This is a genomic window from Nocardioides sp. NPDC101246 (assembly GCF_044767415.1).
Lineage (GTDB): Bacteria > Actinomycetota > Actinomycetes > Propionibacteriales > Nocardioidaceae > Nocardioides.
In genome coordinates this window covers 24,251-48,116 of the sequence record NZ_JBIWNX010000003.1, presented here as the reverse complement: position 1 = coordinate 48,116, position 23,866 = coordinate 24,251, and the positions used below count along the sequence as shown (strand labels likewise).

Genomic DNA, 23,866 nt, shown 5'->3' with positions numbered 1-23,866 from the left:
GCGCCGCAGGCGAACGCTCAGCGAATGTCTAGTGACTGAGTTGAGTTCAACGTGCTGCCGGGGATGGGACCCAGGCCGAGCAGGTCGAGGGCCAGGTTGCCGAGGTCGCCGTTGCGGATCGGCTGCCTGCCGGCGTACGTCGGCCGGCTCGTCCCCGGCGCCCGGTAGTCGGGGTTGAGGCGGTAGAGCGAGGCGCCGCGGGCGACCCCGGGGCCCCACACGACGAACGGGATCCGGTAGTTGGAGTAGAGGTGCGCGCTGTGGTCCTTGGCGCCGGCCTTGAAGCCGTGGTCGGCGGTGAGGATGACGTACGTCGACCGCTTCAGCGTCGTCGAGGAGTCGATCGCCTTCAGCAGCCGACCGATGCGGGCATCGGTGCGGATCACCGAGGCGCGGTAGGCCGCGCTCATCCCGCCATCGCGGTGGCCGTAGTGGTCGGGGGAGCCGAGGTGGACGAAGGTGAAGGCACGCTTCTTGCTCGCCAGGTCGCGGGCGGCCCGGTCAGCCAGGTCGGCGTCGCCGTCGACCACGAACCGGTCGATCGAGGGCCAGGAGCGGTCGAAGAGGCCGAACTTCGACTTCGAGGCGAACAGGGCGCTGCTCCGGCCGGTCCGCTCGACCTGGCTGAAGACCGACGAGACCGGGTGTCCGGCGGTCTTCTGCACCGTCATCCACGACCGGTCGGTGTTCCAGGTGACCCCGTGGCCGTGGGCGGAACGGGTGATCCTGCGGCTGGTGACCATCGAGGTGTGGTTGGGCAGGGTGACGTTCTGCTCGTACTCGCTGCGGGCCTCGCGGGTCGAGGCGCCGCCACGCATCAGCCGGTAGATGTTGGGCAGCCTCTTGGGGCCCAGCCTGTCGATCGCGGTCACGCTCAGACCGTCGACGGAGATCGCCAGCACCCGCTTCGTCGTCGCCGCCTGCGCGGGCCGCCCGGGCAGCTCGACGACAGCGAAGGTGACGCCCAGCAGGGCGATCATGACCATCAGCACCAGCGACCGTCGAGAAATCGTCATAACCGGACGTTAACAACAGTTTCGTACGCCGCTCATGAACGTGAGATGGATCTCGGGTATGTCTCGAGTGACCCCCAGCACTGCGAAGTGGCGGTGTTTGGGCCTAGCCTTGACGATCGTGCAGTCCGTCTCGTCACTGGGTTCGACCTCGTCCCTGGGTTCAGCCCAGCCCGATCGCGACGCCCCGATCGGGATCTTCGACTCGGGGTTCGGTGGTCTCACCGTGGCACGTTCGGTGATCGACCAGCTCGCCCACGAGTCGATCCTGTACGTCGGGGACACCGCCCGAGCCCCCTACGGCCCCAAGCCGATCGCCGAGGTGCGCGAGTACGCCCTGGAGTGCCTCGACCATCTCGTCGCGCAGGGTGTGAAGGCGCTGGTCATCGCGTGCAACTCGGCCTCGGCCGCGATGCTGCGCGATGCCCGGGAGCGCTACAAGCCGCTGCCCGTCGTCGAGGTGATCCTGCCGGCGACCCGCCGCGCCGTCGCCGCCTCCCGCACCGGCCGTATCGGGGTCATCTGCACCCACGCGACGGCCGAGTCGATGGCCTACGACGACGCGTTCGCCGCCGCCCCGCACGTGGAGCTGCACACCCGGGCGTGCCCGCAGTTCGTCCCGTTCGTCGAGGCCGGCATCACCGGCGGCGACGATCTCCTGGCCGCCGCGCACGAATATCTGGACCCGCTGACCAGTGCCGGGGTCGACACGCTGATCCTCGGGTGCACCCACTACCCGCTCCTGACTGGTGTGATCTCCTATGTGATGGGCGACAACGTGACGCTGGTCAGCAGTGCCGAGGAGTCGGCGAAGGACGTCTACCGCGTCCTGGCCGAGCACGACCTGATGCGCGAGGGTGGGGAGCCGACCTACACGTTCCTGACCACCGGCAACCCCGCCGAGTTCAAGGCGATCGGCGCCCGCTTCCTCGGTCCGGAGCTCGCCGCCGCCCAGCAGTTCGCCGGGGGGATGGGATGACCTCCGGGATGCGGCTGACCATCATCGGATGCTCGGGCTCCTATCCGGGGCCCGACAGCCCCGCCTCCTGCTATCTCGTCGAGGCCGACGACGATGCCGGACGTACGTGGCGGATCGTCCTCGACATGGGCAACGGCGCGCTCGGGGTCCTGCAGCGCTACATCGACCCGCTGCTGATCGACGCGGTCCTGCTCTCGCACCTGCACGCCGACCACTGCGTCGACATGACCTCCTACTACGTGCTCCGCAAGTGGCACCCGACCGGCCCGCAGCCGCCGATCCCGGTCTACGGCCCCAAGGGCACCGGCCGGCGCTTGGCGAAGGCGTACGACCTGCCCAAGCGCCCCGGGATGCGCGAGGAGTTCGCGTTCTCGACCTACACCGGGCCGATCCATCTCGGTCCCTTCCGGATCATTCCGACGGCCGTGGAGCACCCGGTCGATGCGTACGGGCTCCGGATCGAGGCGCACGGCAAGGTCATCGCCTACAGCGGCGACACCGCCGAGACCGAGGCGCTGCTCGACATCGCCACCGACGCCGACCTGTTCGTCTGCGAGGCCGCCTTCCGCGACGGCGTCGAGAACCCGCCCGGGGTGCACATCACCGGCGTCCACGCCGGCGAGTACGCCACCAAGGCGCATGTGAAGAAGCTCGTCGTCACCCACGTCCCGCCCTGGCACGACTCCGCCGACGCCCTTCGCGAAGCGCGCTCGGCGTACGACGGGCCGACTGAGCTGGCGGCGACCGGAGCTGTCTACACGGTCTGAGTCGCTCGCTGGTCGAGCCGGGCTCAGACCAGCCCGGCGTCGTGGACGGTGATCGCGATCTGAACCCGGTTGGTGGCACCGAGCTTGTCGAACAGGCGAGACACGTGCGCCTTGACGGTGGGGATCGAGAGGTAGAGCTCCTTGGCGATCTCGGCGTTGCTCAGCCCGCGACCGACGGCGAGTGCGACCTCGTGCTCGCGCTCGGTGAGCTCCTCGAGCCGGCGGTTGGCCGCAGCGGCACGCTCGCCGGTCGGCTCGGCGCGGAGCCGGGTGATCAGGGTGCGGGTGGCCTTGGGGGAGAGGATCGGCTCGCCCGAGGCGACCGCGCGGATCGCCGCGACGATCTCGGGCGGCGGCGTGTCCTTGAGCAGGAACCCGTCGGCGCCGGCGGCGAGAGCGTCGACGACGTACTCGTCGGCGCCGAAGGTCGTCAGTACGATCACCCGTGGCGCCCGGGACTCGGTCATCAAGCGCCGGGTCGCCTCGAGCCCGTTGATCCGTGGCATCCGGATGTCCATCAGCACCACGTCAGGGACGGACGTACGCACCAGTGCGAGCGCCTCCTGGCCGTCGGTCGCCTCGCCGACGACCTCGATGTCGGCCTGACCGCCGAGCATCAGCCCGAGGGCCGAACGCACCAGCGGGTCGTCGTCGACGATCCCCACCTTGATCTTGATCGGAGTCTCTGGGCTGGTCCCTGGGCTGCTCACTGGCCCCACGGTAGCCATGCTTCGAGAATGAAGACATCCTTTTCCGTACGGTGCGCGAGCCGTCCGCCCGCGAGATCGACGCGCTCGGTGAGCCCGATCAGGCCCAACCCGGCGCCGGGCGTGTTGGAGTCGAAGCCGAGCCGGTTGCGCAGAAGGACTTCGATGCCGTGCTCGATCGACCCGCTCAGCGTGATCCGCAGCAGTGCCCCCGGAGCGTGCTTGCGGGCGTTGGTGATGCCCTCCTGCACGACCCGGTAGATCGAGCGTCCCACCGCCTCCGGTGGGGAGCCCTCGACGTCGTCGTCGAAGGTGATGTTCATGCCGCCCGAGCGAGCCTCCTCGACGAGACGGCCTAGATCTGCGTACGTCGGCTGGGGCGCGGTCTCGGGATCCTCGCCGTTGCCGCGCAGCACGCCGAGGACCGCCCTGAGATCCTCGAGCGCATGGTGGGCACCGTCGCGGATGGTGCCCACCTGGGCCCGGACCTGGTCGGCGGAGAGGTCCTCGCGGAACGCGAGCGCGCCGGCCTGCATGGAGATGTGTGAGATGCGGTGGGCGAGCACGTCGTGCATCTCGCGAGCGATCCGCCGGCGCTCGGTCTCGCGGGCCTGGGAGACGCGCAGCGCCTGCTCGGCCTCGGCGGTCTCGGCACGGAGCCGGAGGGTGGCGATCAGCTCACGTCGGGAGCCGATGTACATGCCCCACGCGACCATCGCGGCGATGACCGCCACGCTGACACCCGCGTTGATGCCCCACAGCGCGAACCCCGTCGGTCCAGAGGGGGCGGCCGTGTCCATCACCGCGAGCCAGAACATCCCGGCCACGAAGCTGAGCAGCGACATCGGGATGATCTCGCGCCAGCGGCGGCGGGTCGCCAGCGATACCAGGGCGAGCGCGGACGCGCCGGCGGCGAGGATCGAGAATGCGCTGGCGACGGTGACGATCGTGACGATCGCGACCGGCCAGCGACGCCGCCAGATGACCAGGACCAGGCTGGCGACGCCGAGGACGATGTCGAGCGCGAGACGCCAGTCCGGCCAGCCACCGACGCTGCTGCTCAGCCCGAGCGCGCTGATCCCCAGCGCGGCGAGATAGCGCCAGACGTGTCCCCACAGGCTCAGGCGTGGCTGATAGTCGTCCGGGGAACGTTGCTGCACGGCGTACACGCTAGTCACCGAAGGTCCTCGACACAGGATCCCGTGGTCGCGGCGGGCCCCATACTTTCGTCGGGTTGCAGGTCATCCGTATGTCCGATGCAGTCTGCGCCGGATGCACGGCAGGATGTACGTCATGATCAAAGTCGAAGGACTGACGAGGGTCTATGGGACCTTCACCGCGGTCGACGACGTGTCGTTCACCGCCGAGGCCGGCAAAGTCACCGGCTTCCTCGGCCCGAACGGCGCGGGCAAGTCGACCTCCATGCGCATCATGGTCGGACTGACCAACCCCACCAAGGGTCGGGCAACGATCAACGGCAGCCTCTATGCCGACCTCCCCAATCCCGGCCGCCACGTCGGCGTCCTGCTCGACGCCAGCGCCCAGCACGACGGCCGCACCGGCCGCGAGGTGCTCACTCTCGCCGCGATGACGATGGGCCTGCCCAAGTCGCGCGTCGACGAGATGCTCGAGCTGGTCTCGCTGACGCCGTCGGAGGCCAAGCGCCGGATCAAGAACTACTCCCTGGGCATGAAGCAGCGTCTCGGCATCGCGCACGCGCTGATCGGTGACCCCAAGGTGCTGATCCTGGACGAGCCGGCCAACGGCCTCGACCCGGCGGGCATCCGCTGGATGCGCGGCCTGCTGAAGGAGTACGCCGACCGCGGCGGCACCGTCCTGCTCTCCTCCCACCTGCTGCACGAGGTGGAGCAGATCGCCGACGAGCTGATCCTCATCGGCAACGGCCGCATCGTGGCCGAGGGCACCAAGGACGAGATCCTCTCCAGCCAGGGCACCGTCGGCCAGTCCCTGGTCACCGCCCTGGACAACGAGGCGCTCACCGTCGCGCTCAAGGCCAAGGGCTACAGCGTCGAGCCGATCGGCACCGGCATGCGCGTCTCCGCCGCACCGGCCGAGGTCGGCAAGGCGGCCCTGGAGGCGAGCGTCGTGCTCACCGACCTGCGTGACGGCGGTGCCGGGCTCGAGGACATCTTCCTGCAGCTCACCGCCGAAACCCAGCGCGAGAACGTCGCGCAGATCCACGCCGAAGGAGTCTCCTCATGAGCGCCGTTTCCGTAGCGCCGTCGACCCCGCTGCCCACGGCCTCCAAGGTGCCGTTCGGGCGCCTGGTGATGGTCGAGTGGCGCAAGATGACCGACACGCGCGCCGGCCGGGTCATGCTGATGATCACCGGTGGGCTCATCGCCCTGGTCGCGGGCATCATCCTGCTCGTCACGGCGCTGTCCGACATGTCCGCGCTGGACGCCTCGACCTGGATGAGCGCCCTCTCGTTCCCGGTCTCGCTCCTGGTGCCGGTGCTGGCGATCATGATCGTGACCCAGGAGTGGGGCCAGCGCACCCACATGGTCACCTTCACCCTCGAGCCCAGCCGGCTCAAGGTCGTCTTCGCGAAGCTCGTGGCGGTCTTCGTCCTCGGCATCGTGACCATGGCCATCGCGGTCGGCATCGGTGCGCTCGGGACGGTGGCGGGAGCGGCGATCGCCGGATCGGACCCGAGCTGGAACGTGACCGGTGAGGCGCTCGCGTGGACCCTGGCGACGCAGATCCTCTACCTGCTCATGGGCTTCGGGTTCGCGATGCTGCTGCTCAACACCCCGGCGGCTCTGGTCATCTACTACGGCTACACGCTGATCCTGGAGGCGTCCGTCTTCAGCGCCCTCTACTTCATCTTCGACTGGGCGCAGGACGTCTTCCCGTGGATCTCGATGCAGGTCGCGATGATGCCCTTCATCGCCGGCAACGAGATGCAGGCGGCCGGAGTCGCCGTCGAGGACGGAGCGCTCGGGATCGCCCGGCTGGCCACCTCGATCGCGCTGTGGGTCGGGCTGCCGCTGGTGCTCGGCACGATGCGGGTCCTCAAGTCCGAGCTGAAGTAGTTCATCGGACTGTTCGCGACACGACACGCGGGGGTGGGTGCTTCGGCACCCGCCCCCGTCATCGTTGTGAGCCGTGGGCAACTACCTGCGTTACGCGGCGCTGGGCGACAGCGCCACCGTTGGCCTCGGCGACCCGGTCATCGAGGGTTGGCGAGGATGGGCCCGGCTGCTCGCCGAGGCTCTGGGCCAGACGTACTACATCTCGTATCGCAACACCGCGGTGATCGGTGCGACGTCGACCGTGGTGGTCGAGCAGCAGCTCGCTGATGCCGTGGCGCACCGGCCCGACGTGGCCTCGCTGATCGTCGGGGTCAACGACGTGATGCGCTCGGCCTGGGACACCGCCAGGCTCCGGGACGACCTGATGACCTGCGCCGACGCGCTCGCGGGTCAGGGCGCGCTGCTGATGACGGCGCGCTTCCACGACCACTCGGTGATGTGGCCGATGCCGGGCTGGATGAAGCGGTCGATCCAGCGGCGGACCGCTGATCTCAACGCCATCTGGGACGAGGTCCATGCCACCTACGGGGGTCTGCGGCTCGACCTGGGTGCGGTGCCCGACCTGCACGAGCGGAGGTTCTGGGCCGCCGACCGGCTGCATCCCTCCGAGCTCGGCCACCGGCGGATGGCGCGTGCGTTCGGCGAGCAGCTGGTGACGTACGGCTTCACCTTCGAGCCTCCGTCGCTGGAGCCGGCCGGCGGCCTGCCGACCACCTGGCGGCAGGACCTGGCCTGGATGGCCGGTGAGGGAGTGCCGTGGATGGGGCGGCGCGCGCGGGATCTGGGGCCCTGGGTGGTGCGCCGGGCCTGGGCGCGACCGGCTCGACCGGAGCGGACGCCGGTTGCATAGGGTGGTCCCGTGACCACACGAGCTGACGGGCGCGCCGACGACGAGCTGCGCCCCATCAAGATCACCCGCAACTGGCTCGACCACGCGGCCGGTTCCGTCCTCATCGAGTTCGGCAAGACCCGGGTCCTGTGCGCCGCCTCGGCCTCCGAGGGCGTGCCGCGCTGGCGCAAGGGCTCCGGGCTGGGCTGGGTGACGGCGGAGTACGCCATGCTCCCCGCCTCCACCCAAGAGCGCTCCTCCCGCGAGTCGGTGAAGGGCAAGATCGGCGGACGTACCCACGAGATCTCCCGGCTGGTCGGGCGCTCGCTGCGCGCCGTCATCGACTACAAGGCGCTCGGCGAGAACACCATCAACATCGACTGCGACGTACTGCAGGCCGACGGCGGCACGCGCACCGCGGCCATCACCGGCGCCTACGTCGCGCTGGCCGACGCGGTCGCCTCGCTGGGTGTCTCCAAGGCGCTGACCGGGTCCGTCGCGGCGATCTCGGTCGGGATCATCGACGGTGTGCCGCGCCTCGACCTCCCCTACGAGGAGGACGTCCGCGCCGAGACCGACATGAACATCGTGATGACCGGCGAGGGCAAGTTCGTCGAGGTGCAGGGCACCGCCGAGGGCGTCGCCTTCGATCGCGCCGAGCTCGACGCGCTGCTGGCGCTGGGCGAGAAGGGCTGCGCCGACCTGACCAAGCTGCAGGAGGCCGCACTTGCCGGCTGAGCCGAAGGTCCACGTCGCCTCGCGCAACGCCAAGAAGCTGGAGGAGATGTTCCGGATCCTCTCGCCGCTGGTGCCTGGGGTCTCGGTCGTCGGCCTCGACGACGTCGCCCACTACGACGAGCCGGTGGAGGACGCGCCTGACTTCGAGGGCAATGCGCTGATCAAGGCCAGGGCCGGGTTCAAGGCCACCGGCCTGCCGACCGTCGCCGACGACTCGGGGCTCTGCGTCGACGCGCTCAACGGGATGCCCGGGGTGCTCTCGGCACGCTGGGGTGGCCCGCCCAAGTCGGACGCGCGCAACAATGAGCTCCTCCTGGCTCAGGTCTCCGACGTCCCCGACGAGCGCCGCGGCGCCCATTTCGCCTGCGCGATCGCGTTCGTCTGGGACGGTGGCGAGATCGTGGTCGAGGGCCGCATGGACGGCCGGATCCTCCGTGAGGTCCGTGGTGACGGCGGGTTCGGCTACGACGTCCTGTTCGTCGCGGTCGACACCGAGGACGGACGTACGTCTGCGGAGCTGTCGATCGAGGAGAAGGACGCCATCTCCCACCGCGGTCGCGCCCTGCGCGAGATCGCGCCGCAGATGGCGAAGCTGCTGGCCTGAGCCGCCGCGAGCTTTCAGACAAGGTCGAAGATTGCAGTCGCCTGGTGGCTGCAATCTTCGACCTTGTTCATGTCTGGCCGGCGTTCACTTCGGTAACCCCGCGCGCGTGTACACTGTGTACACACTTGGTGGAAGGGGGTCGAATGGGTGCATCAGTGGACTACCAGAGTGCCCGCGAGGCACGCGAGCATTTCAAGGACATGCTCGACGCCGCAGATGGTGGCCGCCCGGCGACCATTTCGCGTGGGACGCGCCGGGTGGCGGCGGTGGACGCGGATCGCTTGGTCCACTTCCTGATCGGCGTACGTCCCTCGGGTGCGGTCGCAGTCGCAGAGAACGACGCGTGGTCGATCTTCATCCCGGGCCTGCCGGTGGCTGCCGACGGTGTCACCCTCGACGAGGCGGTCGAGGAGATGGTCGACGCGCTTCGCGACTACGCCGAGGACTGGGTCGACCGGCTGCACGCCGCGCCTAACCACGCCGACAACTGGGGCCTGGTGCAGATCGTGGGGTTGGCCTCCGACCAGCAGCTACGCGACTGGCTGCTGGCCTGACATGGTCGAGCGCAGACGTCCGGCGACGAGGGTCGACCACCAGTCCTTCTGCGTCACCGAAGGATGGATCGAGCGCCGACGGGCCACGGGCAAGCGCGGCACTCATCATGTCAACTACGAGCTCGCCGTGCCCGACGGCCGCATCCTCTACACCCGTATCAGTCATCCGGTCGACCGAACGGACTACGGGCCGAGCATCTGGGGCCACATCCTCCAGGATCAGCTCGAGGTCACCGCTGAGGATTTCTGGGCATGCGTGGAGGACAAGAACCTCCCCTCGCGCAGCCAGATGCCGGAGCCGCGCGAGGCGATCCCGATGGGAGTGCTCCGGGTCCTGATCCAGGAGGCGCGCATCCCCGAGGCGGAGGTGCGGGCGATGACCAAGGCGGAAGCCATCCAACGTCTGGCTGACTTCTACACTCACGGCTCGTGAACTGTCAGCCCGACTTCGACGCGCAGCACCGGCAGCACGCCTATCGGTTCCGGCTCGAGTGGGGGCCGGTGGGCGCGAAGGCGGTCGGGCCGGTGGACATCGCCGTCGTGGTGGACGTGCTCTCGTTCACCACGACGCTGACGGTCGCGGTCGAGCGCGGGATCGAGGTGTTCCCGTTCCGGTGGCGGGACGACCGCGCGGAGGCGTACGCACGTGAGCACGATGCCGTTCTAGCGGTGCAACGTCAGGACGCGGTGCCGGGCCGGCCCTCGCTCTCGCCCGCGTCGCTGCACCGGGCCGAGGGAGTCCGGCGTCTGGTGCTGCCCTCACCCAACGGCTCGACGATCAGCACCCTGCTCGCTGACGGCGGCGCCACGGTCCTCGGCGCTTCGCTCCGCAACCGCACCGCGGTCGCCGAGTGGCTGGCTCCTCGCTGCGCCGAGGGTGCGAGCGTCGCCTTCATCGCGTCGGGGGAGCGGTGGCCGGACGGCACGCTCCGCCCCGCGGTCGAGGACCTCTGGGGTGCCGGGGCGGTCCTGGCCGCTCTCGACAGCGCCGGCTTCGCGGGCGATCTCTCGCCCGAGGCCGCGATGGCACGCGACGCCTTCCGTGCTGCCGATCTTCCGGACGCGCTCCGTGCCTGCGCCGGCGGCCGGGAGCTGACCGCGAAGGGCTACGCCGACGACGTCGACGTCGCCTCCGACGTGGACGGCTCCTCGGTGGTGCCGCTCCTGCACGGCTCGTCGTTCCGGGCGGCCACGGCCGGGCTCACCGACCCGACGTGAGCCGACCGATCAATCCGAGCGCAGCCGCTCGAACCAGGCCCAGGTGCCCTCGACCAGCTGCTCCTGGGTGATGCCGTACGACTCCTGCAGGGCCTTGTCGGTCCCGTCGTGGAAGTCGTCGCTACCGCTCGGCAGGTGCAGGTAGAAGTCGTTGCAGAACTCCAGGAACCTCTCCAGCCCACCGTTCTCGTCGATCAGCCACGAGACCGCCGCGTGGGAGAGGGCGTAGTCGATCGACCCGTCCTCGCCCCACTCCCCGTCGCCCGGGATCGCTCGCTCGTGCGCGAGCAGCTTGTCGCGCTGCTCGTCCTCGCCGCAGATGTTGTCCTTGCAGCCGGAGAGGTATTCGGCGAGACCTTCGTTGACCCAGGTGGGCACCAGCGCCGGACCGTAGACATGGCTCAGCTCGTGGCGCAGCGTGTGGTCGTCGGTGGCCAGCCGGTTGGACGCCTCGGGGTTGTCCTTGATGACGGCGCCGGCGAAGCCCGACCTGGACCCGGAGGCGTCGACCCAGTAGGTCACCGCGGCGGCGCCGTCGTCGCCCTCGAAGGTGTCCCCGGGCGGATGGCCGTTGTACGTCGCGTCGACGAGCAGCGCCGGCTCGCGCTCCTCGCCGCGCCACACGGATTCGAGGGCTTCCTTGATCTCGGCGCGCGCCGTCGAGACGCGGTCGAGGAGCGCGGCGGCACCGGTGGGTCCGTCGCGCTCGGTGACGACGAGGACCGACCGCCCGCTCGCCGCCGTGACCGGACCGCCGAACCACGGCCGGCTGTACCTGTCCTCGGGTGCGGCGCGGTCCCGTCCGATCACCCAGTCACCGTCGTGGCGTACGAAGGTCATGTCCGTCGCGTTGGCGACAGGTGCCCGGTGGGCCTCCTCGAGCTGGGCCACCTCGGTGACCTGCGGAGCGAAGAGGACCCCGTCGTTGCGGACCTCGTCCGGGGTGCGGTCGAGGGTCTTCACCTGGTAGGCGAGCGACTTCAGCGGAAGCTGCTGGAGGTTGGTGAAGATCGTCTGCTGCTGGTCGACGAGCTTGTCGTCGCGCGGGTCGACGGTGGCGAGGAAGGCCGCCTCGTCGCCCTGCAGGGCCGCCGTCGCGCGCTCGGCGAGCAGGTCCTCGACCGCCTCGAAGTCGGCCGGGGTGGGGTCGTACGGAGGATGCGACGGTGCGGGGGAGGGCCCGGCGCTCCCGGGAAGATCCGCGCATCCGGCGGCGACGAAGCCCAGGAAGGCCAGGACCGCGAGCGTCGCAGCGCGTGCTCGAAGGTCCACGGCGGGAGTCTAGGGAGCCTCCGGCGAACCCGCCGCCGAATTCTTCACGGGAGCCGCCGCGCTCCTCGGGCTCACTGGAGTGCGGCGGTGAGCCGCAGCACGTTGTCGACGTACGCCGCGACCTTCGGCCGCGCGAGCCACTCCTCGAGCAGCAGCTCGCGCGACATGGCCCGGTAGCTGTCCTCGACCTTCCGCATCTGGGTGACCGGGTCGCCGTCGAAGAGCATCAGCGAGACCTCGTAGTTGAGGGCGAAGGAACGCATGTCCATGTTGCTCGAGCCGAGCACGGCGACCTCGTCGTCGATGCTGAAGTGCTTGGAGTGCAGGACGGCGGGCTTGGGGTAGAGGTAGATGCGGACCCCGGCCCGGAGCAGTGCCTCGTAGTAGGAGCGCTGGGCGTGGTAGACCATGAACTGGTCCTTGCCCTCGCTGACGAACAGCTCCACCGCGACGCCGCGCTGGGCGGCGGTCGTGACGGCGTAGAGGAGCGACTCGTCGGGCACGAAGTAGGGGCTGGTGATCGAGAGCCGCTCCTTGGCCGCGTAGATCAGCGAGGTGAAGGCGCGCAGGTTGTTCTCGGCGTCGATACCGGGCCCGCTCGGCACGATCTGGCCGGTGACGTCGCCGACCCGCGTGCCTGCCGTCGCCACCGACGCGGAGACGGCGAGCTCGGATCTGAGCAGCTCTCCGGTCTCGGTGTCCCAGTCGCTGGCGAACATGACGTTGAGCGCCGAGACCAGCGGACCTTCGATCAGAGCGGTCAGCTCGACCCACTCGCGGCCCGCCTTGTGGTTCTTCGGCTTGTTGTAGCCGGGCTCGATGAGGTTCTGCGACCCGGTGACCGCGACCCGACCGTCGACGACCAGGAGCTTGCGGTGGTTGCGCAGGTCGGGCCTGCGGATCTGGCCACGCAGCGGGTTGATCGGCAGCAGCGGGTGCCAGTCGATCTCGGAGGCGTTGAGGCGTCTCACCAGCTGCCGCCAGACCGGGATGCCGCGCGAGCCCAGGTGGTCGAGGAGGAGGCGCACGCGCACACCACGCGCGGTCGCCCGGTCGAGAGCGTCGAAGAACGGCTCGGTGACGTGGTCGCAGGCGGTGATGTAGAACTGCACGTGCACGAAGTTCTTGGCCTGGTCCACCGCCGCGGTCATCGCCTCGATCGAGGCGCCGTAGTCGGCGATGAGCTCGACCTTGTTCCCGGTCGTCGCAGGCAGCGAGCCGAGCCGTTCGTTGAGCTCGATAGTGGTCGCGTCGACCTGTGTGATCGAGTCCGGGTGCGGCGGCCTCGGTAGGCCGTCGACGTACCTGGTCACCTCGTCGTTGAGCGCCCGCTGCCGCTCGTGACGCCGCCGGTCGAGCCGCGTCTGGCCTAGCAGCAGGTAGCCGATCAGGCCGAGCCCCGGGACGATGAAGATCGCCAGCAGCCAGGCCATCGCGGTCCCCGGACGCCGGTTCTTCGGCACGACACCGAGCGCGATGATCTTGATCAGCAGGTCGATGATGTAGATCGAGGTCCCCATGACCCCCGCCACTGTCATGCGCATCAGCATGCACCACGGCCACTCGTGTGGGAATCTTCTGGCATGGTTCGACTCTTCCCTGCCGCCCGCCGTGCCGTCGCTGCCGAGGAGGCCTCGCCGCCGGTGTGGGAGGTCGATGTCGCCGCTCAGCGCGACCAGGCCCGCAAGCTGGCCGCGGCCGAGGCGAAGGAGGAGGTCGCGGAGGTCGCCGGGATCGACGCCGACGGGGTTCCGTGCCGGCTCTACACCCCCGAGGACGTACGCGAGGGGGTGATCGTCCATCTCCACGGCGGTGGCTTCGTCTTCAACGACGTCGAAGTCCACGACGCCGCGTGCCGGCGGCTGGCCAACCGGAGCGGGCTGCGGGTGCTGTCGGTCGACTACCGCAGACCTCCGGAGCATCCCTATCCCGCGGCTCCCGACGACGTCGACACGGTCCTCAAGTGGCTGGGCAACGACCCGCTGCTGAGCACCCTGCCGGCGTACGTCCACGGCGACAGCGCCGGCGGCAACCTCGCCCTCGTCGCGGCGCTGCGCAACCCGGGCGTCTTCGGCGCGATGGTGCTGGTCTACCCGTTCCTCGACCCGTCGATGAGCACCCCGGGCTATGCGATGGAGGATGGCTGGAAGGAGGAGGCGGCGTGGTACTGGAAGCAGTACGCCGCCACCGACGCCGATCTCCGCAACCCCGACCTCGGCCCCTACCTCGCCTCCGACGAGGAGCTTCGCAGCCTGCCGCCGACGCTGATCGTCAGCGCCGAGGGCGACATCCTCACCGACGAGAACGAGGACCTCGCGCTCCGGCTGGCCGACCTCGGCGTCGAGGTGGTCGCCTTCCGTGCCGTCGGCCAGATCCACGGTTTCTGGCGCCACGGCCAGACCTTCCCGGCCGCGGAGTCGGTGATGGCGATGACCGCTGCCTTCTTGCACCAGCACAGCCCGAACCAGCACAGCCTGCGGGGACGCCCGTGACGGAGCCCTACGACGTCACCGAGGTCCGGGCTGCCTACGACACGGTCTCCAAGGCGTACGCCGAGATCGTCGACCCGACGGTCACCGAGACCTCGTTCGACGCCGGTGTCCTCGACACGTTCGTCGCCTACGTACGCAGGGACGGTGGCGGGCTCGTCGGCGACATCGGCTGCGGGCCCGGCCGGGTGACGGCCTATCTGGCCGAGCGGGGGCTCGACGTCTTCGGGGTCGACCTGTCGACCGGCATGATCGCGCAGGCCAAGGAGCGGCATCCGACGCTCCGGTTCGAGGTCGGCGACATGGCCCGCCTCCCGCTCCGCGACGGTGAGCTCGCCGGGGTGCTGGCGTGGTACTCCCTCATCCACACCCCGCCCGCGCGCCGGCCCGACGTCATCGCCGAGCTCGCCCGGGTCACCCGCCGCGGCGGCCGGTTCGTGACCGCGTTCCAGGTCGGGGACGAGCACGTACGCCACATCGGCGCCTACGGCCACGACGTCACCTTCGACGGCTACCGGCTCCCGGTCGAGGCGACCAGCGCCCTGCTCGAGGAGGCGGGTTTCGAGGTCACCGCGACCGTGGTGCGTTCCGCCGAGAACTGGGAGCGGACGCCGCAGGCCTATCTCGTCGCGCGCCGCCGCTGACGACCGATAGGTTGCGCGCATGACGCAGCAGCCCTACCACGTCCCCCGCTTCTTCCTCCGCCAGAAGGTGACGCCCTTCGCCAACAAGTACGTCGCCCAGGCCGCCAACGCCGACGGCTCGGAGGGGCAGGTGCTCGCCTTCGCGCAGCAGAAGCGGCTGGCGTTCAAGGAGCAGGTGACGTTCTACGCCGACGAGTCGAAGTCGCAGGCGGTCTTCGCCTTCAAGGCGCGGGCGGTGATGGACCTCAACGCCGGCTACGACGTCACCGACCCGAGCGGTGCCTCGCTCGGCTTCTTCCGCAAGGACTTCGGCAAGAGCCTGCTGCGCTCGACGTTCCAGGTCGAGTGCCCCGGCTATGCCGGAACCGGTCAGGAGCGCAACCAGGTGGTCGCCATCCTGCGTCGCTTCACCGAGCTCGACTTCCTCCCGATCCACTTCGACTACGTGTCCTCGCAGGGCCAGCCGTTGATCTCGATCGAGCGCCGCTTCGCCTTCCGTGACAAGTACACGGTCACCGTCCACGACCCGCGCGTCGACTTCCGGGTCGCCGCTGCGCTCGCGGTCGCGATGGATGCGCTGATGCAGCGCTGAGCCGAGCTCAGGGTCCGTCCGCGGCCGCCAGGTGCGGGCGGACCAGATCCAGCAGCAGCTGGTGGGTGGCCGCGTCGGCCGCGGCGATCATCCCGCGACCGGTGTGGATCGGGTCGCCGTTGAGGTCGGTGACGACGCAGCCGGCGGCCTGGCACAGCGCGATGCCGGCCGTGAAGTGGACGCTTCCCTCCAGGTGACCGTCGGTGACGTACGCCGCCCGCCGGCCGGCCGCGACCCAGGCCACCGCCAGGGTCGAGGACATCACGCGCGGGCCGAAGTGGGCCCGTAGGCGTGGGTCGGCGACGAGCTGTCCGCCGACGAACGGCCGGTCGAGCGGGCCGTCGCACTGGATGTCGACGAGCCGGGTGCGTGGGCTGGGGGTCAGGACGGTGTCGCCGCCGCCCTGGCGCAACCAGGCGGAGGTGGCGTCGGTCCAGAAGATCTCTTCGCTGATCGGATCCGCGGAGACCGCCGTCAGCACGCCGTCGGGGGTCATGAGCGCGACGTTCACCGCGGCGAGCGGGGTCTGGGCGGCATAGTTGAGCGTCCCGCAGAGCGGGTCGACGAGCCATCTCCGCTCGCTGTCGCCGCTGCGCCCGGTCTCCTCGCCCTCGAACGCGTCCTCGGGCCGGTACGTCGCGATCGTCTCCCGGATCGCCCTCTCCGAGGCGAGGTCCGCCTCGGTCGCGAAGTCTGTGGGCGACTTGTCGAAGTGGCTCAGGTCGGTGCCGTACATCTTTCTGACGACCTCCGCACCTGCCGTCGCGGCCGCGATCGCGACGGCCTGGTCGGGGAACGCCGCCCGGAAGGCGTCGATCGCGGGGTCGGGGGACTCCTCCGGCTCCTCGCCGATGAACACCGCCACCACCTCGGCCTCCGGATCCTCGGTCAGCGCCGGCAGGATCCGGTCGCGCCAGCTCCCCAGGTTGGGATGGTCGTAATCGAGGTAGGCCCCCGCCGGGGAGATCAGCTCGATCGCCCGCTCGAGCTCCTCCCGCGTCAGCCGGTACGCCGCCGTCCCGGCGGTGTGGCCGACGACCGTCGCGATCACGACCGCCGGGAGGCGGTGGCCGTAGGCGTTGACCAGCGGGAAGTGCTCGGGCTGGTGGTCGGGGGCGGCCGAGGGCCGCAGACCCACGCCGTGGGCGGCCGGGGGAGCCCAGCCGTCGATGGCCGTCTCGAACCTGGTGCGCGCCGCGAGGATGTCGTCCATCGTCTTCCACTGGTCCACGGTCGGGCAATCTATCGGTGGACGGGGTGTTCGTGCGGGTGGTTTACGGCCACCGAATCCGAAGATCCAGCAGCCGTGGGAGAGGATGGAGGCATGCGCGTCCACATCGGCTGTGACCACGCCGGTCTCGAACTGAAGTCCCACCTGATCAACCGTCTGACCGAGCTCGGCTACGAGCCTGTCGACCACGGCCCGTTCGTCTACGACGCTCTCGACGACTACCCGGTCTTCTGCATCCGGGCGGCCGAGGGCGTGGCTCGTGAGCGTGAGCAGGGGCTGGACAGCCTCGGTGTCGTGATCGGCGGATCGGGCAACGGCGAGCAGATGGCGGCCAACAAGGTGACCGGCATCCGCTGCGCGCTCGCGTGGAGCGAGGAGACCGCCAAGCTCGCCCGTGACCACAACAACGCCCAGGTGGTCGCCGTCGGTGGTCGGATGCACAGCCTCGAGGACATGACGAAGTTCGTCGAGATCTTCCTGGCCGAGCCGTTCAGCCAGGACGAGCGGCACGTCCGCCGCATCGACCAGCTCCACGCCTACGACGCGGACGGCGTACGTCCGCCGCTTCCCGACTCGGCCAAGGGCCTGGGGCCCGCCGAGGACCAGGACTGATCCGGGGATGCCCGAGGGGCACACCCTCCACCGTCTCGCACTCGATCTGAGCGAGGCGTTCGCCGGCCAGCAGGTCCGGGTCAGCAGTCCGCAGGGCCGGTTCGCCGACTCCGCCGCGCTCCTGGACGCTCAGGTTCTCACCGGTGCCGAGGCATGGGGCAAGCAGCTGTTCCTGGAGTTCCCGGGGGAGCAGTTCGTCCACATCCACCTCGGCCTCTACGGCAAGCTCGACCTCAAGCCGTACGTCGCCGAACCGCCGCTGCCCGTCGGCCAGGTCAGGCTCCGCCTGACCGGCAGCGAGACGTACGCAGACCTGCGCGGCGCCAACACGTGCAACCTGGTCACCGCGGCCCAGCGCGACGCGGTGGTCGCGAAGCTCGGCCCGGACCCGCTGCGCGACGACGCCGACCCGGGTCGGGCGTGGCTGCGGATCAGCCGGAGCCGCACGACCATCGGCGCGCTGCTGATGGACCAGTCCGTCCTGGCCGGGGTGGGCAACGTCTATCGGGCCGAGGTGCTCTTCCGGCACCGGATCGACCCGATGCGCCCGGGCAACACCCTGCGCAGGCAGCAGTGGGACGCCATCTGGGACGACCTGGTCGAGCTCATGAAGCTCGGCGTGCAGAGGAACCGCATCGACACCGTCCGCGACGAGCACACCCCCGAGGCGATGGGCCGTCCGCCGCGCAAGGACGACCACGGCGGCGAGGTCTACGTCTACCGCCGCCACGGCCAGCCGTGCCTGGTGTGCGGCACGAGCGTACGCACCACCGAGCTGCAGCAGCGCAACCTGTTCTGGTGCCCGAAGTGCCAGCCCACCTACCGGCCCCGGACGACCGTAAAGAAGTAGCCCGCACTACTCTCCGGCCTGCGAGAACGACCACGCAGCCCCCACCTCGAGACCTAGAGTGAGGCCATGTCGAGCCATGCCTTCGCGGACCGCCTGCGAAGCAACTCCCTTCGCCGCAGACTCCGTGACCCGGAGCTGCGAGCGGTGCTGTGGCTCGGCCCGCTCACGGTCGTCCTGACGGTCCTCGCGGCGGCTCAGACGGGCTGGCTGCAGGTGGTCCCGGTGGCGGTCCTGACTGTCCCGCTCTTGCTCGGCGCGGTGTTTCTCGGGCCGCGTACGCTGAGCTGGTTCGTCGTCTTCGTGATGGTGATGATCGTCGTTGCGGCCAGTCGGCTCACGCTCTCAGACAGGGACGCCGTCGCCATCGGTGTCCACTTCATGCTCGGCTTCATCCTGCTGTTCGTCGGAGAGCGACGCAGCGATCTCGGGGTGGGTGGGCTGAACAACGAGGTCCTGCTCCGCGACCTGACCCGCAAGCTCGACCAGGGCTCGATCCCGCCGATGCCCAACGGATGGCTCGCCGACTCCGCCGTGATGCCGGCCGGCGGCACCCAGTTCGCCGGTGACCTCGTGGTCGCCGTGAGGGTGGACAACCGGCTCGAGGTGGTCGTCGTCGACGTCTCCGGGAAAGGGGTGCGGGCCGGCACTCGGGCGCTGCAGCTCTCTGGCGCGTTCGGTGGTCTCCTCGGCGCGCTCCCGCCGGAGGAGTTCCTGCCCGCCGCCAACCGCTACCTGATCCGCCAGGACTGGCAGGAGGGCTTCGCGACCGCGGTCTACCTCTCGATCGACCTGACCAACGGTGCGTACGAGATCCGCTCGGCCGGTCACCCGCCCGCCCTCCTGCGCCGCGCCGCCACCGGCCGCTGGGAGGAGGCCGAGAGCAACGGCCCGGTGCTGGGGCTCATCGACGACGTCGAGTTCGACGCCTGCGAGGGCGTGCTCGGGGTGGGCGACATGGTGATGCTCTACACCGACGGCGTCGTGGAGGCGCGAGGCGTCGACCTCGAGCACGGCATCGGCAATCTGGTCGCCACCGCCGACCACCTCGCGGTCACCGGCCGCGGTGGGGGAGCGCGCCGTCTGCTCGAGGGACTGAGCGCCAGCTCCGACGATCGCGCGCTCGTCGCGGTCGGGCGAAGGTGACCCGGCAGACCCCGCGAACCGGCCGGTAGGGGAGCCGGTTACAGGTGTGAGCCAGATCTATGGCAGGATTTCGCAGGTCGCACGAGGGCGCTGGCTCTCGCGTGCGCGGATGTAGCTCAATGGTAGAGCCTCAGTCTTCCAAACTGATTACGCGGGTTCGATTCCCGTCATCCGCTCCAAGTGCCATTCCCGCTGATTGGGGAGGGGCCCTTGACGGGGCGTAGCGTAGTGGCTAGCGCGCCTGCTTTGGGAGCAGGAGACCGCAGGTTCGAGTCCTGTCGCCCCGACATTTCATAGCCCTGCACGCGACATCATTCTCAGAAACAAACGACAGGAGACACCCTGTGAAGAGCGCCGTCGAGACGTTGAGCCCGACCCGGGCCAAGCTGACCGTCGAGGTGCCCTTCGAGGAGCTCAAGCCGAGCCTCGACGCGGCGTACAAGCAGATCGCCAAGCAGATCAACGTCCCCGGCTTCCGCCGGGGCAAGGTCCCGCCCCAGGTGATCGACAAGCAGGTCGGCCGCGGTGCGGTGCTCTCCGAGGCGGTCAACAACGTCCTCCCGCAGATGTACTTCGAAGCCCTCCAGGAGAACTCGCTCGAGCCGCTCGCGCAGCCCGAGATCGAGGTCACCAAGCTCGAGGACAACGAGACCCTGGAGTTCACCGCCGAGGTCGACATCAAGCCCGAGATCACGCTGCCCGACTACGAGGGCATCGAGGCGAAGGTCGACGACATCGAGCTCACCGACGCTGACGTCGAGGAGCAGATCCAGGCGATGCGCGAGCGCTTCGGCACCCTCAAGGACGTCGAGCGCGCCGCCGCCGACGGCGACTTCGTGGTCATCGACCTCAAGGCGACCAAGGACGGCGAGGACGTCGAGGGCGCCGAGGCCGTCGGGATGAGCTACCAGGTCGGCAAGGGCGGCATGCTCGACGGCCTCGACGAGGCCATCGTCGGTCTGTCCGCCAGCGAGTCCACCGACTTCAAGAGCACCCTCGTCGGCGGTGAGCTGATCGGCCAGGAGGTCGACGTCAACGTCACCGTCAACCAGGTGCAGGAGCAGGAGCTCCCCGCCTACGACGACGACTTCGCCCAGCTCGCCAGCGAGTTCGACACCGTCAAGGAGCTCGAGGAGGACGTCCGCGGCCGCCTCGGCAACGGCAAGCGCCTCGAGCAGGCCGCTGCCGCCCGTGACGCCGTCCTCGAGGCGCTCCTGGAGCAGATCGAGATCCCGCTGCCGGAGAGCATCGTCACCGACGAGCTCAACGCGCGCCGCGAGGGCATCGAGCAGCAGCTCGGCTTCGCCGGCCTCACCTTCGAGAAGTACCTCGAGGACGAGGAGCAGACGATCGAGGAGTTCGAGGCCGACCTCGAGCGCCGCGTTCGTGACGCCGTCGCCGCTCAGCTGATCCTCGACCAGATCGCCAAGGAGAAGGAGATCGGGGTCGAGCAGCAGGAGCTGACCGAGCACATGATGCGCCGTGCGCAGCAGTCCGGTCAGGACCCGCAGGAGTTCGTCAACCACATGCTCGAGCACAACCACGTGCCCGAGCTGGTCCAGGAGATCCTGCGCGGCAAGGCGCTGGCCCAGCTCGTCGAGGCCGCCAAGGTCACCGACGAGTCCGGCAACCACGTCGAGCTGAAGAACCTCCGCCCCGACGGCACCATCGGCGAGGACGAGCCCGAGGCTGAGGCCGAGGCCCCCGAGGAGACCGAGAAGGCCGACGCCTGATCACCCTCTGACGTACGTCACAGCGCCCCTGCCTCACGGCGGGGGCGCTGTCGTTTTCGGGTGAGTCGGCGCTACTGGGCGTCGAAGTTGTCCGTCGGATCGCCCGAGACCTCCAGGTGCTTGGCCGCACAGTCGGTCTTCGAGAGTCCCTGCTCGACGCACCACTCCAGCGCGGGGCTGGAGGTGTCGCTGGGATGGGGCACCACGACGGCGTACATCCCCGGCTTCACGTACGAGCTCGGCCACTCGCCGGTGTCGAGGAGCAGCGCCTCGGGGTGGGCGGTCTTGATCCTCTGGTAGCGGGTGAGCGCCTGGTCCCAGTCGGTGTCGCCGCCGTCCCCGGCGCCGACCGCCGCGAGCTGCGGGATCCAGGTGCCGATGAGCTTGGTGGCCGCCTCGGTGTCGAGGCGGGAGATGCGGAGCAGCTGGCGCTCGGGCGGGGCGTCCGGGTCCACGGAGGGCTCGCTCGACGGCTCGCTCGTGGGGCTGGCCGAAGGCTCCGGCTCCGCCTCCGACTGCACGGGTCCGATCCCGTCCTTGCCGAAGATGAACCCGAGCACGCCGGCGATGAGCACCAGCACCACGATCATCACCAGGATCGGGGCGGTGCGACCCCTCCGTCGCGCCGGCGGTGGCGAGGCGGCCTCGTCGAAGAAGTACCCGCGCGTGCTGCGGCCCGTGGTCGCCCCCTCACCGAGCTCGTCCACGAAGAGCGGACGGTGCCGCTCCGGGGGAGCCAGGAGCGGGGTGCCGCAGCCGATGCAGTAGACGGCCCCCGGCAGCAGCGCATCGCCGCACGACAGGCAGTGCGATTCTTTCTCCTCGCTCACGTCCGACACCCCCTTCCCCATCCGACGGTAACCCGTGAAGACCGCTGCCGTCACGCAACACCAGTAACAACAGCATCACAGACACCATACGTGCGAGTGAACGCAAACGGACTGAATGTGGTCGTCGCGGTGTGATCTGAGACACAGGCGGGCCGAACAGCGGCCATAGCTGATCCTGTCGGCGGCGCGGAGGCCCTACGCTGCCAGCGTGACCCCCAGCCCTGAGACCGTCCGCGCCGTGGTCCTCAACGTCGAGGACGCCCCGGTGGACCCCGACGCCGAGGAGCTGCTCGACCGCGGTCAGGGCAAGGTGGCCGGCCTCGTCGGTCTGGCGAAGCTCGCCTGGCGCATCACGGCCTTCGCTCGACGTCCGTTCGCGGCCCCGTTCGCACTCGCGACGCCGATCGTCCGCGGCGTCGTCAACACCGACTCCGGACCCGCCGTCACGGTCCGGCACCAGGGCCGCACGGTCAGCCCGAAGGAGTGGGCCGCCGCCCAGCGGCACGTCGGGACGAGCCCTCGGATCCTGGTCCTGATCCCGCCGGCGGGCAAGAGCGAGACCGTCTGGGACGAGGGCTCGCAGGCGACCGGGGCGACGTACGCCGACCGGCTCGCCGAGCTGCTCGGCTGGATGCCGCTGCACATGCACGCGTCGGCCGGCAGCAGGTCGGTGCCCGCCGCGGTGGCGCTCAGCAGCCGGATCCAGGAGTGCGTCGACGCTCTGGTGGCGGAGCCGCACATCGATCCTGCCGGCTCGCCGCGCATCGTCCTGGTCGGCTACGCCGGTGGTGGTCTGATCGCCCGCAACGCGCTCGGGGTGGCCACCTCCGGCGCGCGGCCCTGGACGACGTACGTCTCCGAGCTGATCGCCCTCGGCACGACTCCCTATGCGGTCACCTCCGCCCCGATCTCGGGTGGGGTCGGCAAGCAGATCGACGAGCACCTCGCCGGGATCGCGGTCGTCGGGGCCGACGAGGCGATGCTCCCGCCGCGACCTGATGTCGACTATCTGCTGGTCACCGACAAGGCGACCTCGCGCCCCAACCGGGTGGGTCGACTCTTCGGGGAGATGCTGTGGTGGCGGCACAAGACGCCGCTGCGGACGCGGCGGGTGCGCGACCTGTTCCCGACGGCGGAGCGCTTCGCTCTCTCGACCGCCGAGACGCCGCTGTCGAACCATCCGGCGGTCCACGACGCCCTGCTGCGCTGGCTGGCGTAGCCGTCGCAATCGCGGCGCCGCCCGGATCGCGACGCGATCGCCAATAGTTCTGCCGTCGGCGAACAATGGCACACCAGCCGTGGAACAACTGGATGTGGCGGCTAGTGTCGATCCTGTGAACATCGACTCCAGCGCGGCTGACGCTCATGCCGGTGCCCCAGGGCTCTCCCCGAGCCTGGGCGGCAACGGCGGCGGTCTGAGCCTTCTCGACGACAACATCTACAACCGACTGCTGCGGGAGCGCATCGTCTTCCTCGGCTCCGAGGTCCGCGACCAGAACGCCAACGCGATCTGCGCGCAGCTCCTGCTGCTGTCCGCGGAGGACCCCGAGGCCGACATCTTCCTTCACATCAACTCGCCCGGTGGCTCGGTGGATGCCGGTATGGCCATCTACGACACGATGAACTACATCCCCAACGACGTCGCGACCGTCGGCATGGGCCTGGCCGCCTCGATGGGCCAGTTCCTGCTGTGCGCCGGCGCGAAGGGCAAGCGCTACGCGCTGCCGCACGCGCGGATCATGATGCACCAGCCCTCCTCGGGCATGGGTGGCTCGGCCTCCGACATCAAGATCCAGGCCCAGCAGTCGCTGCACATCAAGAAGGTGCTGCTCGATCTGATCAGCGAGCACACCGGCCAGAGCGTCGAGCAGGTCACCACGGACGCCGACCGCGACCGCTGGTTCACCGCCGCCGAAGCTCTCGACTACGGCCTGGTCGACCAGGTCATCCGGAGTGCCAAGGAAGCCTCCGACGAGGGCCGCCCCGCTCACAAGAAGGACTGAAG

Annotated in this window: 26 protein-coding genes and 2 tRNA genes; 21 read left to right on the top strand and 7 right to left on the bottom strand. The window is 69.6% G+C overall.

What is annotated here, in order from left to right; all coding sequences use genetic code 11:
- Window positions 1-17 precede the first annotated feature (17 nt).
- Window positions 18-1,016, bottom strand: a complete 999-nt coding sequence (locus tag ACIRON_RS05640; RefSeq protein ID WP_402990079.1) for an alkaline phosphatase family protein — start codon at window positions 1,014-1,016, stop codon at window positions 18-20.
- A 118-nt stretch (window positions 1,017-1,134) separates the two neighbouring features.
- Between ACIRON_RS05640 and murI the strand changes: the two genes are divergently transcribed.
- Window positions 1,135-1,992: a glutamate racemase gene (gene murI, locus ACIRON_RS05635; protein WP_402990076.1), complete on the top strand. Its 858-nt coding sequence runs from the start codon at window positions 1,135-1,137 to the stop codon at window positions 1,990-1,992.
- The gene (locus ACIRON_RS05630) at window positions 1,989-2,759 is read left to right on the top strand and encodes an MBL fold metallo-hydrolase (RefSeq protein WP_402990073.1); all 771 of its coding nucleotides are present in this window, start codon (window positions 1,989-1,991) and stop codon (window positions 2,757-2,759) included. Before murI ends, ACIRON_RS05630 begins: the two co-directional genes overlap by 4 nt.
- A gap of 23 nt (window positions 2,760-2,782) precedes the next feature.
- Here the strand turns inward: ACIRON_RS05630 and ACIRON_RS05625 are convergent, their stop codons facing one another.
- Together ACIRON_RS05625 and ACIRON_RS05620 are read right to left on the bottom strand one after the other, a co-directional pair.
- Window positions 2,783-3,469 (bottom strand): response regulator, encoded by a 687-nt coding sequence (locus ACIRON_RS05625; RefSeq protein WP_402990070.1) that lies wholly within the window; start codon window positions 3,467-3,469, stop codon window positions 2,783-2,785.
- Window positions 3,466-4,626 carry a sensor histidine kinase gene (locus tag ACIRON_RS05620; protein WP_402990067.1) on the bottom strand — a complete coding sequence of 387 codons (1,161 nt, stop codon included), beginning with the start codon at window positions 4,624-4,626 and terminating at the stop codon, window positions 3,466-3,468. Before ACIRON_RS05620 ends, ACIRON_RS05625 begins: the two co-directional genes overlap by 4 nt.
- 133 nt (window positions 4,627-4,759) lie before the next feature.
- Here ACIRON_RS05620 and ACIRON_RS05615 point away from each other — a divergent pair, with 133 nt between their 5' ends.
- The 8 genes from ACIRON_RS05615 to ACIRON_RS05580 all read left to right on the top strand — a co-directional run bounded on the left by ACIRON_RS05615 (window position 4,760) and on the right by ACIRON_RS05580 (window position 10,465).
- Window positions 4,760-5,689, top strand: a complete 930-nt coding sequence (locus ACIRON_RS05615; protein ID WP_402990064.1) for an ABC transporter ATP-binding protein — start codon at window positions 4,760-4,762, stop codon at window positions 5,687-5,689.
- The gene (locus tag ACIRON_RS05610; protein ID WP_402990062.1) at window positions 5,686-6,522 is read left to right on the top strand and encodes a hypothetical protein; all 837 of its coding nucleotides are present in this window, start codon (window positions 5,686-5,688) and stop codon (window positions 6,520-6,522) included. The genes ACIRON_RS05615 and ACIRON_RS05610 overlap by 4 nt, the downstream gene beginning before the upstream one ends.
- Before the next feature lie 73 nt (window positions 6,523-6,595).
- Window positions 6,596-7,372: an SGNH/GDSL hydrolase family protein gene (locus ACIRON_RS05605; protein WP_402990059.1), complete on the top strand. Its 777-nt coding sequence runs from the start codon at window positions 6,596-6,598 to the stop codon at window positions 7,370-7,372.
- Between the two features lie 9 nt (window positions 7,373-7,381).
- Window positions 7,382-8,089 carry a ribonuclease PH gene (rph, locus tag ACIRON_RS05600; RefSeq protein ID WP_402990056.1) on the top strand — a complete coding sequence of 236 codons (708 nt, stop codon included), beginning with the start codon at window positions 7,382-7,384 and terminating at the stop codon, window positions 8,087-8,089.
- Window positions 8,079-8,693 (top strand): RdgB/HAM1 family non-canonical purine NTP pyrophosphatase, encoded by a 615-nt coding sequence (rdgB, locus tag ACIRON_RS05595; RefSeq protein ID WP_402990053.1) that lies wholly within the window; start codon window positions 8,079-8,081, stop codon window positions 8,691-8,693. The genes rph and rdgB overlap by 11 nt, the downstream gene beginning before the upstream one ends.
- A 143-nt stretch (window positions 8,694-8,836) precedes the next feature.
- The gene (locus ACIRON_RS05590; RefSeq protein WP_402990050.1) at window positions 8,837-9,247 is read left to right on the top strand and encodes a hypothetical protein; all 411 of its coding nucleotides are present in this window, start codon (window positions 8,837-8,839) and stop codon (window positions 9,245-9,247) included.
- Window position 9,248: 1 nt separating this feature from the next.
- Window positions 9,249-9,680: a hypothetical protein gene (locus ACIRON_RS05585; RefSeq protein WP_402990047.1), complete on the top strand. Its 432-nt coding sequence runs from the start codon at window positions 9,249-9,251 to the stop codon at window positions 9,678-9,680.
- Entirely contained in the window at window positions 9,677-10,465 is a 789-nt protein-coding gene (locus tag ACIRON_RS05580; RefSeq protein WP_402990044.1) for a 2-phosphosulfolactate phosphatase, read from the top strand. Before ACIRON_RS05585 ends, ACIRON_RS05580 begins: the two co-directional genes overlap by 4 nt.
- 9 nt (window positions 10,466-10,474) lie before the next feature.
- Here ACIRON_RS05580 and ACIRON_RS05575 read toward each other — a convergent pair whose 3' ends face one another.
- Window positions 10,475-11,737 (bottom strand): hypothetical protein, encoded by a 1,263-nt coding sequence (locus tag ACIRON_RS05575; protein WP_402990041.1) that lies wholly within the window; start codon window positions 11,735-11,737, stop codon window positions 10,475-10,477.
- Window positions 11,738-11,808: 71 nt separating this feature from the next.
- Window positions 11,809-13,281, bottom strand: a complete 1,473-nt coding sequence (gene cls, locus ACIRON_RS05570; protein ID WP_402990038.1) for a cardiolipin synthase — start codon at window positions 13,279-13,281, stop codon at window positions 11,809-11,811.
- Window positions 13,282-13,320: 39 nt separating this feature from the next.
- On the opposite strand from cls, the gene ACIRON_RS05565 reads away from it, so the two are divergent.
- Genes ACIRON_RS05565 through ACIRON_RS05555 form a run of 3 tightly spaced genes read left to right on the top strand, consistent with a single transcriptional unit; the run spans window position 13,321 to window position 15,462 of the window.
- Window positions 13,321-14,229, top strand: coding sequence for an alpha/beta hydrolase (locus ACIRON_RS05565; RefSeq protein ID WP_402990035.1), 909 nt, complete (start codon window positions 13,321-13,323; stop codon window positions 14,227-14,229).
- Window positions 14,226-14,870: a class I SAM-dependent methyltransferase gene (locus ACIRON_RS05560; protein WP_402990032.1), complete on the top strand. Its 645-nt coding sequence runs from the start codon at window positions 14,226-14,228 to the stop codon at window positions 14,868-14,870. The genes ACIRON_RS05565 and ACIRON_RS05560 overlap by 4 nt, the downstream gene beginning before the upstream one ends.
- Before the next feature lie 19 nt (window positions 14,871-14,889).
- Window positions 14,890-15,462 (top strand): hypothetical protein, encoded by a 573-nt coding sequence (locus ACIRON_RS05555; protein WP_402990030.1) that lies wholly within the window; start codon window positions 14,890-14,892, stop codon window positions 15,460-15,462.
- A gap of 7 nt (window positions 15,463-15,469) precedes the next feature.
- On the opposite strand, the gene ACIRON_RS05550 is transcribed toward ACIRON_RS05555, so the two are convergent.
- Window positions 15,470-16,693: an inositol monophosphatase family protein gene (locus tag ACIRON_RS05550; RefSeq protein ID WP_402990027.1), complete on the bottom strand. Its 1,224-nt coding sequence runs from the start codon at window positions 16,691-16,693 to the stop codon at window positions 15,470-15,472.
- A gap of 93 nt (window positions 16,694-16,786) precedes the next feature.
- On the opposite strand from ACIRON_RS05550, the gene ACIRON_RS05545 reads away from it, so the two are divergent.
- The 6 genes from ACIRON_RS05545 (at window position 16,787) to tig (ending at window position 21,031) form a co-directional block, all read left to right on the top strand.
- Window positions 16,787-17,305, top strand: coding sequence for a ribose-5-phosphate isomerase (locus tag ACIRON_RS05545; RefSeq protein WP_091049251.1), 519 nt, complete (start codon window positions 16,787-16,789; stop codon window positions 17,303-17,305).
- A gap of 7 nt (window positions 17,306-17,312) precedes the next feature.
- Window positions 17,313-18,155, top strand: a complete 843-nt coding sequence (locus tag ACIRON_RS05540; protein WP_402990024.1) for an Fpg/Nei family DNA glycosylase — start codon at window positions 17,313-17,315, stop codon at window positions 18,153-18,155.
- A 66-nt stretch (window positions 18,156-18,221) separates the two neighbouring features.
- Entirely contained in the window at window positions 18,222-19,298 is a 1,077-nt protein-coding gene (locus ACIRON_RS05535) for a PP2C family protein-serine/threonine phosphatase (protein ID WP_402990021.1), read from the top strand.
- A gap of 105 nt (window positions 19,299-19,403) precedes the next feature.
- Window positions 19,404-19,477: transfer RNA gene (locus ACIRON_RS05530), tRNA-Gly, on the top strand.
- 35 nt (window positions 19,478-19,512) lie between these two features.
- Window positions 19,513-19,585 (top strand) — tRNA-Pro (locus ACIRON_RS05525).
- Between the two features lie 57 nt (window positions 19,586-19,642).
- Entirely contained in the window at window positions 19,643-21,031 is a 1,389-nt protein-coding gene (gene tig, locus ACIRON_RS05520) for a trigger factor (RefSeq protein ID WP_091049259.1), read from the top strand.
- Window positions 21,032-21,102: 71 nt separating this feature from the next.
- On the opposite strand, the gene ACIRON_RS05515 is transcribed toward tig, so the two are convergent.
- Window positions 21,103-21,861: a hypothetical protein gene (locus tag ACIRON_RS05515; protein WP_402990018.1), complete on the bottom strand. Its 759-nt coding sequence runs from the start codon at window positions 21,859-21,861 to the stop codon at window positions 21,103-21,105.
- Between the two features lie 208 nt (window positions 21,862-22,069).
- Here ACIRON_RS05515 and ACIRON_RS05510 point away from each other — a divergent pair, with 208 nt between their 5' ends.
- Both ACIRON_RS05510 and ACIRON_RS05505 read left to right on the top strand, forming a co-directional pair.
- On the top strand, window positions 22,070-23,080 hold the full coding sequence (locus tag ACIRON_RS05510) for a hypothetical protein (protein ID WP_402990015.1): 1,011 nt from the start codon (window positions 22,070-22,072) through the stop codon (window positions 23,078-23,080).
- 121 nt (window positions 23,081-23,201) lie between these two features.
- Entirely contained in the window at window positions 23,202-23,864 is a 663-nt protein-coding gene (locus tag ACIRON_RS05505; RefSeq protein ID WP_371113349.1) for an ATP-dependent Clp protease proteolytic subunit, read from the top strand.
- The last annotated feature ends 2 nt before the right edge of the window (window positions 23,865-23,866 follow it).